Origin of the sequence: Actinospineispora acaciae DSM 45401, assembly GCF_000620785.1 — a bacterium.
Classification (GTDB): domain Bacteria; phylum Actinomycetota; class Actinomycetes; order Mycobacteriales; family Pseudonocardiaceae; genus Pseudonocardia; species Pseudonocardia acaciae.
The window spans coordinates 42036-56729 of sequence record NZ_JIAI01000016.1 but is presented as its reverse complement, the minus strand read 5'-3'; the positions used below and the strand labels follow the sequence as shown (position 1 = coordinate 56729).

At 72.5% G+C, this 14694-nt stretch carries 14 protein-coding genes; 8 read left to right on the top strand and 6 right to left on the bottom strand.

Annotated features, from left to right (window positions below; all coding sequences use genetic code 11):
* Nucleotides 1–16: 16 nt before the first annotated feature.
* Nucleotides 17–820 carry an IclR family transcriptional regulator gene (locus N912_RS0141300; protein ID WP_028927050.1) on the bottom strand — a complete coding sequence of 268 codons (804 nt, stop codon included), beginning with the start codon at nt 818–820 and terminating at the stop codon, nt 17–19.
* 146 nt (nt 821–966) lie between these two features.
* Here N912_RS0141300 and N912_RS0141295 point away from each other — a divergent pair, with 146 nt between their 5' ends.
* The 5 genes from N912_RS0141295 to pip all read left to right on the top strand — a co-directional run bounded on the left by N912_RS0141295 (nt 967) and on the right by pip (nt 6795).
* A complete protein-coding gene (locus N912_RS0141295; RefSeq protein WP_028927049.1) occupies nt 967–1890 on the top strand; it encodes a 5-dehydro-4-deoxyglucarate dehydratase in 924 nt (307 codons plus the stop codon).
* The gene (locus N912_RS0141290) at nt 1887–3143 is read left to right on the top strand and encodes a glucarate dehydratase family protein (RefSeq protein WP_028927048.1); all 1257 of its coding nucleotides are present in this window, start codon (nt 1887–1889) and stop codon (nt 3141–3143) included. The genes N912_RS0141295 and N912_RS0141290 overlap by 4 nt, the downstream gene beginning before the upstream one ends.
* Nucleotides 3144–3148: 5 nt before the next feature.
* A complete protein-coding gene (locus N912_RS0141285) occupies nt 3149–4330 on the top strand; it encodes a hypothetical protein (protein ID WP_028927047.1) in 1182 nt (393 codons plus the stop codon).
* Between the two features lie 110 nt (nt 4331–4440).
* Nucleotides 4441–5829, top strand: a complete 1389-nt coding sequence (locus tag N912_RS0141280) for a sugar porter family MFS transporter (protein ID WP_028927046.1) — start codon at nt 4441–4443, stop codon at nt 5827–5829.
* A 6-nt stretch (nt 5830–5835) separates the two neighbouring features.
* Nucleotides 5836–6795, top strand: coding sequence for a prolyl aminopeptidase (gene pip / locus N912_RS0141275; protein ID WP_028927045.1), 960 nt, complete (start codon nt 5836–5838; stop codon nt 6793–6795).
* A gap of 4 nt (nt 6796–6799) precedes the next feature.
* Here the strand turns inward: pip and N912_RS0141270 are convergent, their stop codons facing one another.
* Together N912_RS0141270 and N912_RS0141265 are read right to left on the bottom strand one after the other, a co-directional pair.
* Complete coding sequence (locus N912_RS0141270; protein WP_028927044.1) at nt 6800–7276, bottom strand: hypothetical protein; 477 nt, start codon at nt 7274–7276, stop codon at nt 6800–6802.
* A complete protein-coding gene (locus N912_RS0141265) occupies nt 7273–8532 on the bottom strand; it encodes an NsdA family TPR-like regulatory protein (protein WP_245645803.1) in 1260 nt (419 codons plus the stop codon). The genes N912_RS0141270 and N912_RS0141265 overlap by 4 nt, the downstream gene beginning before the upstream one ends.
* Nucleotides 8533–8697: 165 nt before the next feature.
* On the opposite strand from N912_RS0141265, the gene N912_RS0141260 reads away from it, so the two are divergent.
* Nucleotides 8698–9027 (top strand): hypothetical protein, encoded by a 330-nt coding sequence (locus N912_RS0141260; RefSeq protein ID WP_037069273.1) that lies wholly within the window; start codon nt 8698–8700, stop codon nt 9025–9027.
* Between the two features lie 20 nt (nt 9028–9047).
* On the opposite strand, the gene N912_RS0141255 is transcribed toward N912_RS0141260, so the two are convergent.
* Nucleotides 9048–10424: a sensor histidine kinase gene (locus N912_RS0141255; protein ID WP_028927041.1), complete on the bottom strand. Its 1377-nt coding sequence runs from the start codon at nt 10422–10424 to the stop codon at nt 9048–9050.
* The gene (locus N912_RS0141250) at nt 10421–11098 is read right to left on the bottom strand and encodes a response regulator transcription factor (protein ID WP_425415375.1); all 678 of its coding nucleotides are present in this window, start codon (nt 11096–11098) and stop codon (nt 10421–10423) included. Before N912_RS0141250 ends, N912_RS0141255 begins: the two co-directional genes overlap by 4 nt.
* A gap of 109 nt (nt 11099–11207) precedes the next feature.
* Between N912_RS0141250 and N912_RS0141245 the strand changes: the two genes are divergently transcribed.
* The gene (locus N912_RS0141245; RefSeq protein ID WP_245645801.1) at nt 11208–12539 is read left to right on the top strand and encodes a DUF1800 domain-containing protein; all 1332 of its coding nucleotides are present in this window, start codon (nt 11208–11210) and stop codon (nt 12537–12539) included.
* Entirely contained in the window at nt 12539–13768 is a 1230-nt protein-coding gene (locus tag N912_RS0141240; RefSeq protein WP_028927038.1) for a DUF1501 domain-containing protein, read from the top strand. The genes N912_RS0141245 and N912_RS0141240 overlap by 1 nt, the downstream gene beginning before the upstream one ends.
* Here N912_RS0141240 and N912_RS0141235 read toward each other — a convergent pair.
* Nucleotides 13749–14687, bottom strand: a complete 939-nt coding sequence (locus N912_RS0141235; protein WP_051581533.1) for an alpha/beta fold hydrolase — start codon at nt 14685–14687, stop codon at nt 13749–13751. The two genes, N912_RS0141240 and N912_RS0141235, sit on opposite strands and share 20 nt — an antisense overlap.
* Between the last annotated feature and the right edge of the window lie 7 nt (nt 14688–14694).

The following is a 14694-nucleotide window of genomic DNA, read 5'->3' as shown; positions in this document are numbered from 1 at the left end:
CTAACCACTCACGGGTTCAGCGGATGCCGGCGCGGCGTAGGCGTTGGCCGAGCTCGGCGGTGGTGTCGACCAGGAGCTCGCCGATCCGGGCGGCGTCGGCGTCGGTCACCTGGTCGACCGGCATCGAGCAGCTCATCGCGTCGGTGCCGGGGATGCGGTAGGGGATCACGGCGGCCACGCAGCGCACGCCGGGGGTGCCCTCCTCGACCTCGGCCGCGTAGCCGCGGTCCCGGACGGCGGTGCACTCGGCGTGCAGGCCGGCGAGGGTGGTCACGGTGTTCGGGGTGAGCGCGGGCATGGCCGGCGGGAGCAGCTGGTCGATCTCGTCGTGGGTCAGCTCGGCCAGCAGCGCCTTGCCCAGCGCGGTGGCGTAGCAGGGCAGGGTGCGGCCCACCCGGGAGACCAGGTGCACCGAGCGGCGGGACTCCCGGGTCTCCAGGTAGACCACGTCGGCGCCGTTGCGTCGGGCGTAGTGCGCGGTGAAGCCGGAGGCGTCCCTGACGTGCTCCAGGGCCTCGGTGACGTACGGCATGATCGGGTCGCGGTCCAGGTAGGCGGTGCCGCAGATGAGCGCCCGCACGCCGATCCGGTACCGGGTGCCGCCGGGGTCGACCTGCAGCCAGCCGGCGTCGTGCAGCGTGCGGATCAGCCCGTGCAGGCTGGACCGGGGGAAACCGGTGCGGGCGTGCAGTTCGGAGAGCGTCAGCCAGGCGTCGGTGGCGGCGAAGGTCTCGATCAGCTCGATGGCCCGGCGCGCGGACTTGACACCGGCCGCGGTGGTCTCGGTGGCCGCGGTCTCGGCGTCCCGGAGCTCGGACATGGGGCCTTCCCTGGGACGTTCATTCGACGGTCGTTGACACCTGACGCCGGTGATATTACCGTCCGTGATCGCGTTCGCATAGAAGAACTCAGTCATATATGTGAACACGCGAGCGGTGCGTCGCCGCCGAAGAGAAAGCAGAGGACATGGCCCGGCAGAAGATCGAGTTGAACGGCCTGCTCGCGTTCCCGCTCACCCCGTTCACCGACGATCTCGAGCTGAACCTGGACGCCTTCGCCGACCACGTCGAGGGGCACCTCGCGGCCGGCGCCGGCGCGCTGTTCATCGCCTGCGGGACGGGCGAGTTCAGCGCGCTGGGTCCCGACGAGCTCTCGGCGGTGCTGCGGACCGCGCGCGATGTGGTGAACGGCCGGGTGCCGATCTGGATCGGCGCCGGCGGCGGCGCGGCGGCGGCGAGGTCGGGGGTCGCCGCCGCCGAGGCCGGTGGGGCGGACGGCGTGTTGTTGCTGCCGCCGTACCTGGTCACCGGGCCGCCGGCGGGGCTGCTCGACCACGTCCGGTACGCGGTGGCGGACACCTCGATCCCGGTGATCTTCTACCAGCGCGCGTCCGGGGTGCTCAACGCGCGCGCGGCCACCGAGCTGCTGGACATCCCGTCGGTGGTCGGGATCAAGGACGGCCACGGCGACATCGACCTGATGAGCCGGATCGTGGCGTCCGTCCAGGCCGTCGACACCGACTTCCTGTTCTTCAACGGGCTGCCCACCGCCGAGGTGTCCCAGCGGGCGTACTCCGCGATCGGCGTGGCCAGGTACTCCTCGGCGGTGCACTGCTTCGCCCCGGAGATCGCCGGGCGGTTCTACCGGGCGCTCGCGGCGAACGACACCGCCGCCATGGACCGGCTGCTGACCGGGTTCTACCTGCCGCTGGTGGCGCTGCGCGACGAGACGCCGGGGTTCGCGGTGTCGCTGGTCAAGGCGGCCGCCCGGCTGCGCGGCCAGAAGGTCGGCGGGGTGCGTCCGCCGCTGGTCGACCCCAGCCCCGAGCAGGTCAACCGGCTGGAGAAGATTCTTTCTGACGGTCTGGCGACAGTGCGGGAGCTCGATTGAAGATCCGGGAGGTCGTGCTGACCCCGGTGGCGTTCGCCGACCCGCCGCTGCTCAACGTGATGGGCGTGCACGAGCCGTTCGCGCTGCGCACGGTGCTGGAGCTGCGCTGCGAGGACGGCGTGGTCGGGCTCGGCGAGTCCTACGGCGACAGCGCGTTCGCCGACCAGGCCCGTCGGGTGGCCGCCGAGCTGCCCGGGCTGGACGTGTTCGACCTGCCCGGGATCCGCCGCGCGGTGAGCAGGGCGCTGGGGGACACGGTGGTCGCCGACCGGCACGGGCTGATCGGCGGGGCGTCCATCGGCAAGACGCTGGCCAGCGTGTACTCGCTGTTCGAGGTGGCGGCGCTGGACGCGCAGGGCCACGTGCTGGGCCGGCCGGTCGCGGACCTGCTCGGTGGTAAGGCCCGCGACGAGGTGGAGTTCTCCGCGTACCTGTTCTACAAGTACGCCGGGCACCCGGACGCGGACCCCGACGAGTGGGGCGAGGCGCTCACCCCGGACGCGCTGGTCGAGCAGGCCCGACGGATGATCAACCGGTACGGCTTCAGATCGATCAAGCTCAAGGGCGGCGTGCTGGCACCGGAGCAGGAGATCGAGGGCATCCGGGCGCTGGCCGACGCCTTCCCCGGCCACCCGCTGCGGCTCGACCCGAACGCGGCCTGGAAGCCGGACACCGCGATCGACGTGGCGCGCCGGCTGGACGGCGTGCTGGAGTACCTGGAGGACCCGACCCCGGGCATCGAGGGCATGGCCAGGGTCGCCGAGCGCGCCGCGATGCCGCTGGCCACGAACATGTGCGTGGTGTCGTTCGCCGACATCGAGCCGGCGTTCCGGGCGCGGGCGGTCGGCGTGGTGCTCTCCGACCACCACTTCTGGGGCGGGTTGAGGGACACCCAGGCGCTGTCCACCACCTGCCGGGCGTTCGGCGTCGGGCTGTCCATGCACTCCAACAGCCACCTGGGCATCAGCCTGGCCGCGATGGTGCAGGTGGCCGCCGCGACCCCGCACCTGAGCTACGCCTGCGACACGCACTGGCCGTGGAAGGACAGCGACGTCATCGTCCCCGGCGCGTTGGACTTCGTGAACGGCGCGGTGCGGGTGCCCGACCGCCCGGGCCTGGGCGTCGAGCTGGACCCGGACGCGCTCGGCCGCGCCCACGAGGACTACCTGCGCTGCGGGCTGACCAGGAGGGACGACGTGAACTACATGCGCCGGTTCGTACAGGACTTCGAACCGAACACCGCGAGGTGGTGACCACCGTGCCCGTCACCGGCTACGCCTACCCCTGGGACGTCCTGGACGCGCCCGGCTTCCTGGACCGGGCCGCCGAGATCGGCGTCGACGAGGTGGCCGTGGCGCTGTCGTACCACACCACCCGGGCGGCCACCCCCTGGTCGCCGAACCGCACCTCGGTGCTGGCCAGGCACGCCGCGCTGTACCGCCCGGTGCGCGACTGGGCCTGGGGCTCGCTCGACCAAACCCGGCTGCGCCCGGGCACCCCGGACTGGACGGGTCGCGACGACCCGGGCGGGGACGCGGTGCGCGCGCTGCGCGAGGCCGGAATGGACGCGGCCGGCTGGGTGGTGCTCACGCACAACTCGCGGCTGGGCGAGGCGAACCCGGACGTGTGCGTGCGCAACTGCTTCGACGAGCCCTACCCGTGGGCGCTGTGCCCGTCCTCGGCCGAGGTCAGGCAGTTCGCGGCCACGCTGGCCGAGGAGGCGGTGGACGGGCTGGAGCTGTCCTCGCTGGTCCTGGAGGCGTGCGGGCAGCTCGGCGCGGTCCACCAGTGCCACCACGAGAAGACCGACGCGGTGTGGAGCCCGGCCGCCGCCCGGCTGCTGTCGGTGTGCTGCTGCGCGGCGTGCGCGGGGCGCTGGACCGAGGCCGGCGCGGAGCCCGAGCGGATCACCGACGAGCTGCGGCGCGCGGTGCGCAGCCTGATCGTGCACGGCGACTCGGGCATGACCGAGGACCCCCTCGAAGAGGAGCTGGCCGGTCTGCTGCTGGCCACCCGGCAGGCCGCCACCGACGAGCTGCGCGGGGCGGTGCTGGCCGCCGTCGCCGGTTCCGGGGCGCGGGTGGTGCTGCACGGCGCGGTGGACCCGTGGGTGACCGGCGCGCTGCCCGGGCTCACCCCGGCCGCCGCCGGTGACGTGGACGCGGTCGTGCTGCCCTGCTGGCAGGCCGGTGCGGCCACCGTCGACGCGGTCGGCGCCGCCCGCGAGCGGCTGCCGGGCGCGGTCCGGGTCGGGGCGTACATCACCGCGGTGGCCGCGAACCCGGTGCCGGACATCGCCGGGTACGTCACCGAGCTGGGCAAAGCGGGGGCGGACGAGCTGCACCTGTACCACCTCGGCCTGGCCGGACCGGCGCGGTGGGCGGACATGCGCGCCGCCGCCACGGCGGCCAGGTACCTACCGGCGGCGTCACATACGTGAACACCAATCAGAAACCTGAATTGTTACCTGTATCTGTCTTGTCTACCCGTATGGGGCATGTGAGTGTGATTCACCGGCCGGCCTAGAACACGAGAAGAGGCGACTCGGCAATGACGCAGGCGGCGCCAGCGTGGCGGCACATCAACCGGACCACCCTGTACTTCTTCGGTGCGCTCGGCGGCATTCTGTTCGGCTATGACCTGGGCATCATCTCCGGCATCCTGCCGTTCATCGGCAAGGCCTGGGACCTGAGCAGCCTGGACAAGGGCGTGATCACGGCCATTCTCTCGGTCGGCGCCATCGTCGGTGCGATGTTCTCCACCAGGACGAACGAGCGGCTGGGCCGGCGGCGCACGATCATGGTGGCGGCCGTGATCGTGATCATCGGAACGCTGGCGGCGTCGTTCGCGCCGACGTTCGCCCTGCTGGTGCTGTCCAGGCTGATCATCGGCCTGGGGGTCGGGCTGTCCTCGTCCACCGTGCCGACCTACCTGTCCGAGCTGGCCCCGGCCCGGCTGCGCGGCGCGATGGGGTCGCTGAACCAGATCTTCATCGTGCTCGGCATCCTGATCGCGTTCCTGGTCAGCTACTGGCTCGGACCGTCCGCGAACTGGCGTGCCATGTTCGCCGGCGCGCTGATCCCGGCGCTGGTGCTGCTGGTCGGGCTGGTCGTGCTGCCGGAGACGCCCCGGTGGCTGGTCAAGAACGGGCGGGAGGAGGAGGCCCGCGCGGTGCTGGCCAGCGCGCATGGCGGCGGCGCCGACCTGGACGGTGAGATGGCCACCATCCGCGAGGTCATCCGGCTGGACACCGAGCGGAAGGCGCGGCTGCGCGACCTGCTCGCGCCGTGGGTGCGGCCGATGCTGTTCGTCGCGCTGCTGCTGGCCATCGGGCAGCAGTTCAGCGGGGTCAACGCGGTCAACGCTTACTTCCCGACCATGCTGATCGCGCTCGGGTTCGCCACCCAGGCCGCGCTGCTGTCCGGCGTGCTGCTCGGCGTGACCAAGTTCCTGTTCACCGCGTGGGTGGTGTTCGTCGTCGACAGGTGGGGCCGCAAGCCGCTGCTGCTGATCGGCAACGTCATCATGGTGATCACCCTGGTGGCGGCCGGCTGGATCGTGCTGAGCGTGCACGACACCGCCACCCGGGGCATCCTGATGCTGGTCATGATGGTCTTCTACCTGGTCGGCTACGAGCTGGGCTGGGGCGCCGTGGTGTGGGTGATGATGTCGGAGGTGTTCCCGCTGAAGGTGCGGGCCGCCGGCATGGGCGTGGCCAGCGTCGTGCTGTGGGCCGCGACGGGCATCGTGAGCGCGGTGTTCCCGCTCATGTCCGACCCGGGCGCGCTGGGCATCGGCGGCTCGATGTTCGTCTTCGCGGGGATCAACGTGGTGCTCTTCGCGCTCACGAAATGGCTGGTCCCCGAGACCAAGGGTCGTACCCTGGAGCAGATCGAGCTGGACCTGCGCGGCCGGCTGAGCCCGACCTCGAACGCTTAGGAAGCGATGCCCCAGCCGTACCCCCCGATCGAGCCGTACCAGCACGGCATGCTCGACGTCGGCGACGGCAACCACGTGTACTGGGAGCAGTGTGGGAACCCGGGCGGCAAGCCGGCGCTGGTGGTGCACGGCGGCCCGGGTTCCGGCTGTTCGGACGGCATGCGCCGGGCGTTCGACCCCCGGCGCTACCGGGCCGTGCTGTTCGACCAGCGCGGCTGCGGGCGCAGCGTCCCGCACGCCGGCGACCCGGCCACCGACATGAGCGTGAACACCACCGAGCACCTGCTGCGCGACATGGAGCGGCTGCGCGAGCACCTCGGGATCGAGCGGTGGCTGCTCTTCGGCGGCTCGTGGGGGTCCACGCTGATCCTGGCCTACGCCGAGCGCTACCCGCACCGGGTGTCCGAGATCGTGATCACCGGGGTGACCACGACCCGGCGCTCGGAGATCGACTGGTTGTACCGGGGCGTGGGGCGGTTCTTCCCGGCGGAGTGGGAGCGGTTCCGCGCGTACCTGCCTTCGTCCGAGCGGGATGGTGACCTGGTCGCGGCCTATGCGCGGCTGATGGAGCACCCGGACCCCTCGGTCCGGGTGGCCACCGCGAACGCCTGGTGCGCGTGGGAGGACGCGGTCATCTCGCTGGAGACGAACGGCAGGCCGAACGCGTACAGCTCCCGCCCGCCCGATGCCGTGCTTGCCCTGGTTCGCATCTGTACGCACTACTTCTCGCACGGCGTCTGGCTGGAGGAGGGCGTGCTGCTGCGGGAGGCCGGGCGGTTGGCCGGCATCCCCGGCGTGCTCATCCACGGCCGGCTCGACCTCGGCGGGCCGCTGCACACCGCGTGGGAGCTGGCTCGCGCCTGGCCCGACGCCCAGCTGATCACCGTGTCCGACTCCGGCCACACCGGCAGCGACACCATGCGCGACCACCTGCTGACCGCGCTCGACACGCTCGCCCGCCGCTGACCCGCTAGTCCCGCTCCGCGCCCGCCGGCCAGACCACCGTGACCGGAACCCCACGCTCCCTCGCGGCGCGCACCACATCGGCGGTGCCGCCGTACCCGCGCGCGGGCTTGCCGTCCCACACGGCGATCAGCTCGTGCGCGCGGCCGAGCATGTACACGCTCGCGTCCATGTGAGCCTGCGAGGTGGACTCCTCGTGGTCCAGCCGCACCACCTCGGCGGCGCTGCCGATCAAGGCGTCGTACATGGGGTGATGGCTCGCCGGCAGCCCGTCGCGGTACCTCGTGGCCGGAACCACCGCGACCAGCGCGCCCCCGGCGTCCAACACTGCCCGGGCGAAGATCGCGTCCGCTCCGTCCGCAAGGCAGGACAGCCCGACCAGCTCACCGCCCGCCCGCAAGCTCAGTCGTTCCCGGATAGCGGAATCGACCAGCTCGGCGGTCGCACTCGGCAGCTCACGGTGTCCGGTGATCGCGACGTTCATGGGGTCCGATCGTCGTAGAGGGCGGCCAACGCGTCGTCCAGGGCACCGGCCGCACGGGTCCGGACGGGCAGGCTCGCACGGAAGGCACGCACTCGTGAGGTGACTCGCTCGCTGCTGTAGTCGAGCCCCACCCGCAGCGCCTCCAGAGCCAGCGCACAACTACGTTCGACGTCTCCGATGGCGGCCAGCGCCCTTGCTCGTTTGACCTGAGCCAAGGCACGAGGCTTTGGCCCGCCCGACGGGGAAACCGCTTCGAATGCCGCTGCGGCGGCGCGGAAATCACCGAGACCGGCGAGCGCCTCGGCCTGATAGCGAGCAGCCTTATCCCGGTCGAAGCTGAACACCCAAGGCCATACGGGCTCACCATGTGGACGGCTGGTCGCATTCTCGGCGGTGCGCAGTGCCGCGTAGGTGGCCTGACGATTGCCCAGCGTGGCGTATGCGACGGCATGGAGTGAGGCAAGCCAGGCGCGGGCGGTGGACGGTGCGGACGGATCAAGCTGGGCCGCCGCGCGATCGAGCAGCGTCATACCCTGTCGCGGATCTCCGGATTCCACCGCGAAGTGCCCCAGCGAGGCGGTCATGTACGAGGTGAGCAATGGATGGTGGGCGCGTCCGGCGTGTCGTATCGCGTCGGCATATCGGCGTCGTGCCGTGGCACCGTCGCCTCGGTCGGCGGCAAGCCACGCCGAGAGGCCCGCGATCTCGGCCAGCACGGCGTGTCCGCTGGAGGTGCGGAGTTGGTTGCCGACCACGGCGGTCGCAAGTGAGAGATGGGCGTCCACGGCGGGCGCGAGACGGTCTGAAGAGACCTCCTGCTCCATGCGCCGGTAGTCCGCCGTCGGCCCGGACACCGCGCGGAGCAGGTCGCCGGAGTCCCCGCTTCCGACCAGCGCAAAGCGTGCCAAGACCGCCCCGGCCGAGGTGCCGAGCGCTGTCTTCAGGAACTTCTTGCGATCCACATCTCCCGGCTTCCCGCGCGCCGGTCGCGCAAACCCCAGGTCACGGTCTGTTGCGACGTCCAGGATTGCACGCAGGGCGGCCCGGTAGCGAGCCGCCGGCCAACGAATCGTGCCGCGCTCCCACTTACCGACGTGGTTGAAGTCGACGGCGGTCACCTGCTTGCCGCCGCTGGCTCGGTAGACGTAGGCGTTGATCGCTTCTGCCAGTTCCTGCCGTGTCATCGGCTCGCCAGGTGAAGAAGGCGACTCGACGCGTTCCCGCGCTGCGCGCAGCATCTCGTTCGGTTCTGACACGACTGGCTCCCTGGATCTGATCGGCCGGAGTATAGAGACACCACATCTATGCGTGGCCGCGTCTGCTGGTCGTTCAGCGGCCGCCAGAAACTGCTGGAACTCTCCCCTCGACGTCCTCGTGTGGCTCGCTCCCGCGGCCCGGTATCAGCGAGCACTGTGTCGATCATGACAATTCTGAGTGTTGTTCCCGACTCCGTCATGACACGGGTGTATGCGGTGCACGCGGTGCGCCCGAACGAGATATGCGCGACGGAGGTCGTCTGGACCGTGAAGAACAAGGCGGACGAGTACGCGCAGGAGCTGAGCACCGACCCCGGTGTGTTGGCGGGAGCGGTGACCCGATTCGTGTTGGACTCACCCGGAGAGCGGCATCCCGAGTCGCTGTTCGTCAACGGTAATCGTCAGGAGGTCCCGCACCTGTCCGACGATCGGCAGGTCGCGGCGAACGGATGGATCACGCACCCGTCTCTGCGGCGAAGACGAGCGGATAGCTGACCATTTCTCGGCCGCTCCGATTATGACTCCTGGGCGGCTGGAAGGCTGATGCGGAAGCAGGCGCCGCCTTCGGGGGCGGTGTGGGCGGTGGCGGTGGCGCCGATGCGGGTGGCCAGGGTGTGTACGAGTGCGAGCCCCAGGCCGGTGCCGACCTGGCGGACGCCTCGGTAGCGCTGGTAGAGGGCGAACCGTTGGAAAGCCACCTCGCGGTCCTCGGGGGTGAGGCCGGGGCCGCCGTCGCGGACCTCGACCAGCAGGTCGGGTTCGGCGTACAGGGCGAGCACGATGGGGGCGCCGGCGGGGGTGACGCGCAGCGCGTTCTCCATCAGGCCGTCGACGATCTGGCGCAGCCGGGCGGGATCGGTCGACACCGAGCACGGGCCGTCGGGCAGCTCGGTGCGCAGCGTGACGTCGGACTCGGCGCAGCGCGCGGACCACACCTGGGCGGCCTCGGTCAGCAGCGCGGTGAGGTCGACGGGGACGATGTCGATGGGGAAGTCGGCGGTGCCGGAGCGGGCCAGGTCGAGCAGGTCGTTGACCAGGCGCTCCAGCCGGGTGGACTCGGCGAGGACGGTGCGGCCGGCCTCGGCGGCGGCGTCGCCGGTGACCACCCGGTCGGCCAGCGCCTCGGCGAAGCCCTTGACGGCGGTCAGCGGGGTGCGCAGCTCGTGGGAGACCGAGAGCAGGAACTCGCGCTGGCGGGCCTCGCTGGTATGCAGCGCGGCGGTCAGCGTGTTGAGCGAGTGCGCCAGCCGGGCCACCTCGGCGGGTCCTTCCGGGCGGACCTCGATGTTGCGCTCGCCGCTGGCCAGCCGGTCCGCCGCGGCGGCCGCCCTGCGCAGCGGCGCGGCCAGCCGGCGGGCCAGCAGCAGGCCGCCGGCCAGCGCCACGACCAGCCCGGCGAGCAGCGCCAGCAGCTGGCGGAGCAGCAGGTCCTGGGCCAGCGCGGTGGCGGTGGCGGTGGTGCGGGCGAGCACCACGCCCTGGCGGTCGGGCAGCGGGCGGGCCGCCACGAGCACCTCGCGGCCGGCCACGTTCGTCCGGAACGACACCGCCCGGCCGGCGGCCAGCTCGGTCAGCCGGGGCGCGATCGCGTTGCGGGCCAGCGGGTCGCCGCGCAGCGACCCGCCGGGCGTGAGCAGCGCGACGGGAGTGCTCTGGGTGCGCAGCACGTCGATCGGCTGGTCCTGGACGCCCCGCCCGCCGCTGGTGTTCAGCAGCGCCGCCACCACGTCGGCCTGCCGGTTGAGCGCCTGCTGGGCGTCCGAGCGGGCGGCGGTCCGCACCAGCCCGACCGAGACCAGCGCGGTCACCGCCACGGTGATGAGCACCGCGCCGGCCGTGACCAGGCTGATCCGCCGCGCCAGCGGGGCACCGCGACCCGACGGCGCCGTCACGTGTCGTCCACGGCGTAGCCGACCCCGCGCACGGTGCGGATCGGGCTGGCCGCGCCGAGCTTGGACCGCAGCTGGGCGATGTGCACGTCCACCGTGCGGCTGGACACGTCCGGGTAGCCCCACACGTCGGCCAGCAGGGCGCCGCGCTCGAACACCCAGCCGGGCCGGCGCATCAGGTGCGCCAGCAGGTCGAACTCGGTGGCGGTCAGCTCAACGGCGCGCTGGCCGGCCCAGACCTGGCGCCGGTTCGGGTCCAGCCGGATCGAGCCGGCCACCAGCTCGGCGCCGGCCCGCTCGGGGTCACCCCGGCGCAGCACCGCCCTGAGCCGGGCCATCAGCTCGCGCGGCGAGAACGGCTTGGTGAGGTAGTCGTCGCCGCCCAGCTCCAGCCCCAGGATCCGGTCCACCTCGTCGTCCCTGGCGGTGATGAACAGCACCGGGGTCCAGTCCCGCTCGGCCCGCATCCGCTGGCAGACCCGCAGCCCGTCCAGGGTGGGCAGCCCGATGTCCAGCACCAGCGCGGTCGGCCGCAGCCTCGCCACGGCGGCCAGGGTCTCCTCGCCGTCGGTGTAGACCTCCACGCGGTAGCCCTCGCGCTCCAGGTAGAGCCGGACCAGGGTGGCGATCGCCGCGTCGTCCTCGGCGATCAGCACCAGCGGCTTGGGTTCGTGCACGTGCCGCATTGTCAACCCTGCGCCGCCGCCGAGCGCGCACAACCCTCATTTACCGGATCCGAACATTCGGCTGATCCGGCGCTGACGACGGCCGCCGAGACTGGGTCGGGTGAGCCCAGCGATGGTGACCGAGCCGGTGGCGGTGCGCCGGCTGTACGACAGGCTCGGGTTCGGGCCGCCGGTGGGGTGGCGGTCGGGGCCGGGGTTCGACGCGGTGCGTGACGGGCTGCTCGACCCGGCGGCGGTGGCCCGCGACGGTGGGGTGCGGGAGACTCCACCGCCCGCGCTGGCCCCGCCGCCGCCCCGGCCGACCAAGAAGAAGGGCGCCGACCCGGACACCGTCAAGCGGTACAACGCCGCACTACAAGCACAGCAGAACACCCTGGTGCTGTGGTGGCTGGACCGGATGGTGGCCGCCGAGGCGCCGGCCACCGAGCGGATGACCTGGTTCTGGCACGGGCACTTCGCGACCGGCGCTCAGAAAGTGCACAGCCCGGCGCAGATGCTGGAGCAGAACCAGACCCAGCGCCGGCTCGCCATGGCCGGGTTCACCGACCTGGCCCAGGCCATGATCGTCGACCCGGCGATGCTGCGCTGGCTGGACGGCAACAACAACCGGGTTGGCTCGCCGAACGAGAACCTGGCCAGGGAGTTCATGGAGCTGTTCGCGCTCGGCGTCGGGCACTACGACGAGCCGGACGTGCGGGAGGCGGCCCGCGCGCTGACCGGTTGGGTGGTCCAGCCCGCCGACACGGCCGCCCGGCTGATGCCCCGCCGTCACGACAACGCCAGCAAGACGATCCTGGGCAGCAGCGGTGACTTCGACGCGCCGGGATTCGTGAACCTCGTGCTGGGCCGGCCACAGTCGGCGGCGTTCCTGGTGGACCGGCTGTGGTACCGGCTGGTGTCGGCAGACCCGCCGCCGCCGGACGCGCACGAGCGCCTGCTCGCGGCCTACGGCCCGAACCGGGACGTGCGCGCCCTGCTGCGGGCCATGGTGGCCGAGCCGGCGTTCCGCGACCGGGACTCCGAGCTGGTCAAGCAGCCGGTCGAGTGGCTGGCCGGGCTGCTGCGCGCGCTGCGGGTGCGGCCGGGGCGGCTCGACCCGAAGCAGGCGCAGGCGATCGTGACCGGGCTACGGGGGATGGGCCAGGTGCCGTTCGCGCCGCCGAGCGTGGGTGGCTGGCCGGCGAACGGCGCCTGGCTGACCACCTCGGCCGGGCTGTCCCGGCTGCGGGTGGCTCAGGCGGTCACCGGGCATGGGGAGCTTGGTCCGGTGACCGCCGCGAGCCCGCCCAACCGGGTGGCGGCGGCCGGCGAGCTGCTCGGCGTGGACGGCTGGTCGCGCCGGACCGAGAACGCGCTGGCCGGCCTGGTCGACGACCCGACGGCGCTGGTGGCGGTGGCCGCCTGCGCCCCCGAGTACGTGGTGAGCGCCTGATGGAACCGTTGACGAGACGCCGCTTCCTGGCCTGGTCCGGGGTCGGAGCGGCCGCCGCGATGGCCGCCGGCGCCACCCAGGTGGACTGGTCCACGCTGCTGCACGCCGCCCAGCACGACCCGCTCGACCCCGCCGCCGGGGTGCTGGTCGTGATCACCCTGTACGGCGGCAACGACGGGCTGAACACGGTCGTGCCCGCCGCCGACCCGGCCTACCAGTCGGCCCGCCCGCACCTGGCGTACCAGCCGCACGAGGTGCTCGACCTGGGGGAGGGGCTCGGGCTCAACCCGGGCATGCGCGGGCTCAAGGACCTGTGGGACAACGACTCGCTGGCCATCGTGCGCGGCGTCGGCTATCCCAGCCCGGACCACAGCCACTTCCGCTCGATGGCGATCTGGCAGACCGCGTCCCCGTGGACGTCCTCGCCCACCGGCTGGCTGGGCCGCTGGCTGGACGCCTCCGGCGCGGACCCGCTGCGGGCGGTGTCCGCCGAGCCGGTGCTGCCGCCCATGCTGGCCGGCGAGCGGACCTCGGCCGCCGCGCTGCCACCGGGCGGGCTGAAGCTGCCTGGCGGGCGGATCGGCGAGGCCTTCGCCGCGCTCGGCGCCGCGCAGCCCGGCGAGGGGCGCTGGCAGGCCCGCGCCGCGCGGTCCGTCACCGACCTGCAGGCCGCGGCCAAGGTGCTCGGCGGCGGCGATCGCCCGGCGCCCGCCGCGGATGGCAAGCGCAAGGGCGGCAAAGGCCTGGCCGGCCAGCTCGACACCGTGGCCGGGCTGATCGAGGCCGGCGTGCCGACCAGGGTGTACTCCGCCTCGCTCGGCGGGTTCGACACCCACGCCGACGAGCGCGGCACCCAACAGCGGCTGCTCACCGAGCTGGACGGTGCGGTTAGCGGGTTCGTGCGCAGGCTCGGCGGCACCGCCAGGGGCCGGCAGGCGGTGGTGCTGGTCTACTCCGAGTTCGGCCGGCGGGTTCGCGCCAACGCCAGCCAGGGCACCGACCACGGCACCGCCGCGCCGGTGTTCGTGATCGGCCCCGGCGTGCGCCCCGGCTTCCACGGCGCCCAGCCCAGCCTGACCGACCTGGACAACGGCGACCTGAAACCGTCGGTGGACTTCCGCGACGTGTACGCGAGGCTGCTCGCGGACGTGCTCGGCACCGACCCCCAGCGGGTCCTCGGCGAGCACCCCGGCAAGCTCGACGGCCTCCTCAGCACCCGCGCGGCGTAACCCCGCCGAGGAACGCGGTCAGCGCCGCCAGCATGGCGTCCGGGGCCTCTTCGGCGGGGTAGTGGCCGCAGTCGGGAAGGATCACGCTGTCCACGGCGTCGGCGGCCAGCCGCATGGTCTCGCCGACCAGGCCCGCTGAGCTTCGTTCCCCCGCGATGGCCAGCACGGGCAGCGTCAGCCGTCGGGTCTTGCGTTGAACGTTCTGCTCGATCGTCGCCGCCAGCGCGCGGTAGAACTCGAAGCTGGAGCGCAGCGCCTCGGGGTCGGCCGTGAGGGCGTGCAGGTAGACCTCGACGGCGTGCTCGGCCAGCGGGCGCGCCGCCTTGGACGCGAACTGGTGGCCGAAGAAGATGCGCTCGCGGCCCCTGACCAGTTGTTCGTTGACCTCGTCGAGCTGGTTGAAGGCGAAGTGCCAGAGCCGCCGGTTGACGTCTCCGCCCGTGATCATGGGCGGTGACGGGGACAGCCCCGGGATGGCGGCCTCGGCGACGGCCAGCCGGTCGAGCCGGTCGGGATGGTCGGCCGCCAGCGCGTAGCCGGTCCACATCCCGATGTCGTGGCCGACCATGGCGAACCTCTCGTGCCCGAGCGCCGCCATCAGCTCCACCAGGTCGCGGGCGAGCGTTCCGGTGTCGTAGCCGTCCCGGGGCTTGTCGGACAGCCCGACGCCGCGCGGGTCGACCGCGACGACGAAGTGGTCCCCTGCCAGCGCCGGCATCAGCAGCCGCCACGCGTACCAGGTCTGCGGCCAGCCGGCCACCAGCAGCAGCGGGCGTCCGTGCCCGCCGGTGACGGCGTGCAGGCGCAACCGCCCGGTGTGTACGTACCGGCTGGTGAAGGTGTCGGTGAAGCCGGAAGGCAGGGCGGGCGCCCCCGAGACCGAGCCGGGACCGGTCGGGAGCGTGTCGGATGTGGTCACGGCGACC

Coding starts and splice junctions, on each gene's coding strand:
- N912_RS0141300 (WP_028927050.1), bottom strand. CDS start 820: ATGTCCGAGCTCCGGGACGCCGAGACCGCGGCCACCGAGACCACCGCG.
- N912_RS0141295 (WP_028927049.1), top strand. CDS start 967: ATGGCCCGGCAGAAGATCGAGTTGAACGGCCTGCTCGCGTTCCCGCTC.
- N912_RS0141280 (WP_028927046.1), top strand. CDS start 4,441: ATGACGCAGGCGGCGCCAGCGTGGCGGCACATCAACCGGACCACCCTG.
- pip (WP_028927045.1), top strand. CDS start 5,836: ATGCCCCAGCCGTACCCCCCGATCGAGCCGTACCAGCACGGCATGCTC.
- N912_RS0141270 (WP_028927044.1), bottom strand. CDS start 7,276: ATGAACGTCGCGATCACCGGACACCGTGAGCTGCCGAGTGCGACCGCC.
- N912_RS0141260 (WP_037069273.1), top strand. CDS start 8,698: ATGACAATTCTGAGTGTTGTTCCCGACTCCGTCATGACACGGGTGTAT.
- N912_RS0141240 (WP_028927038.1), top strand. CDS start 12,539: ATGGAACCGTTGACGAGACGCCGCTTCCTGGCCTGGTCCGGGGTCGGA.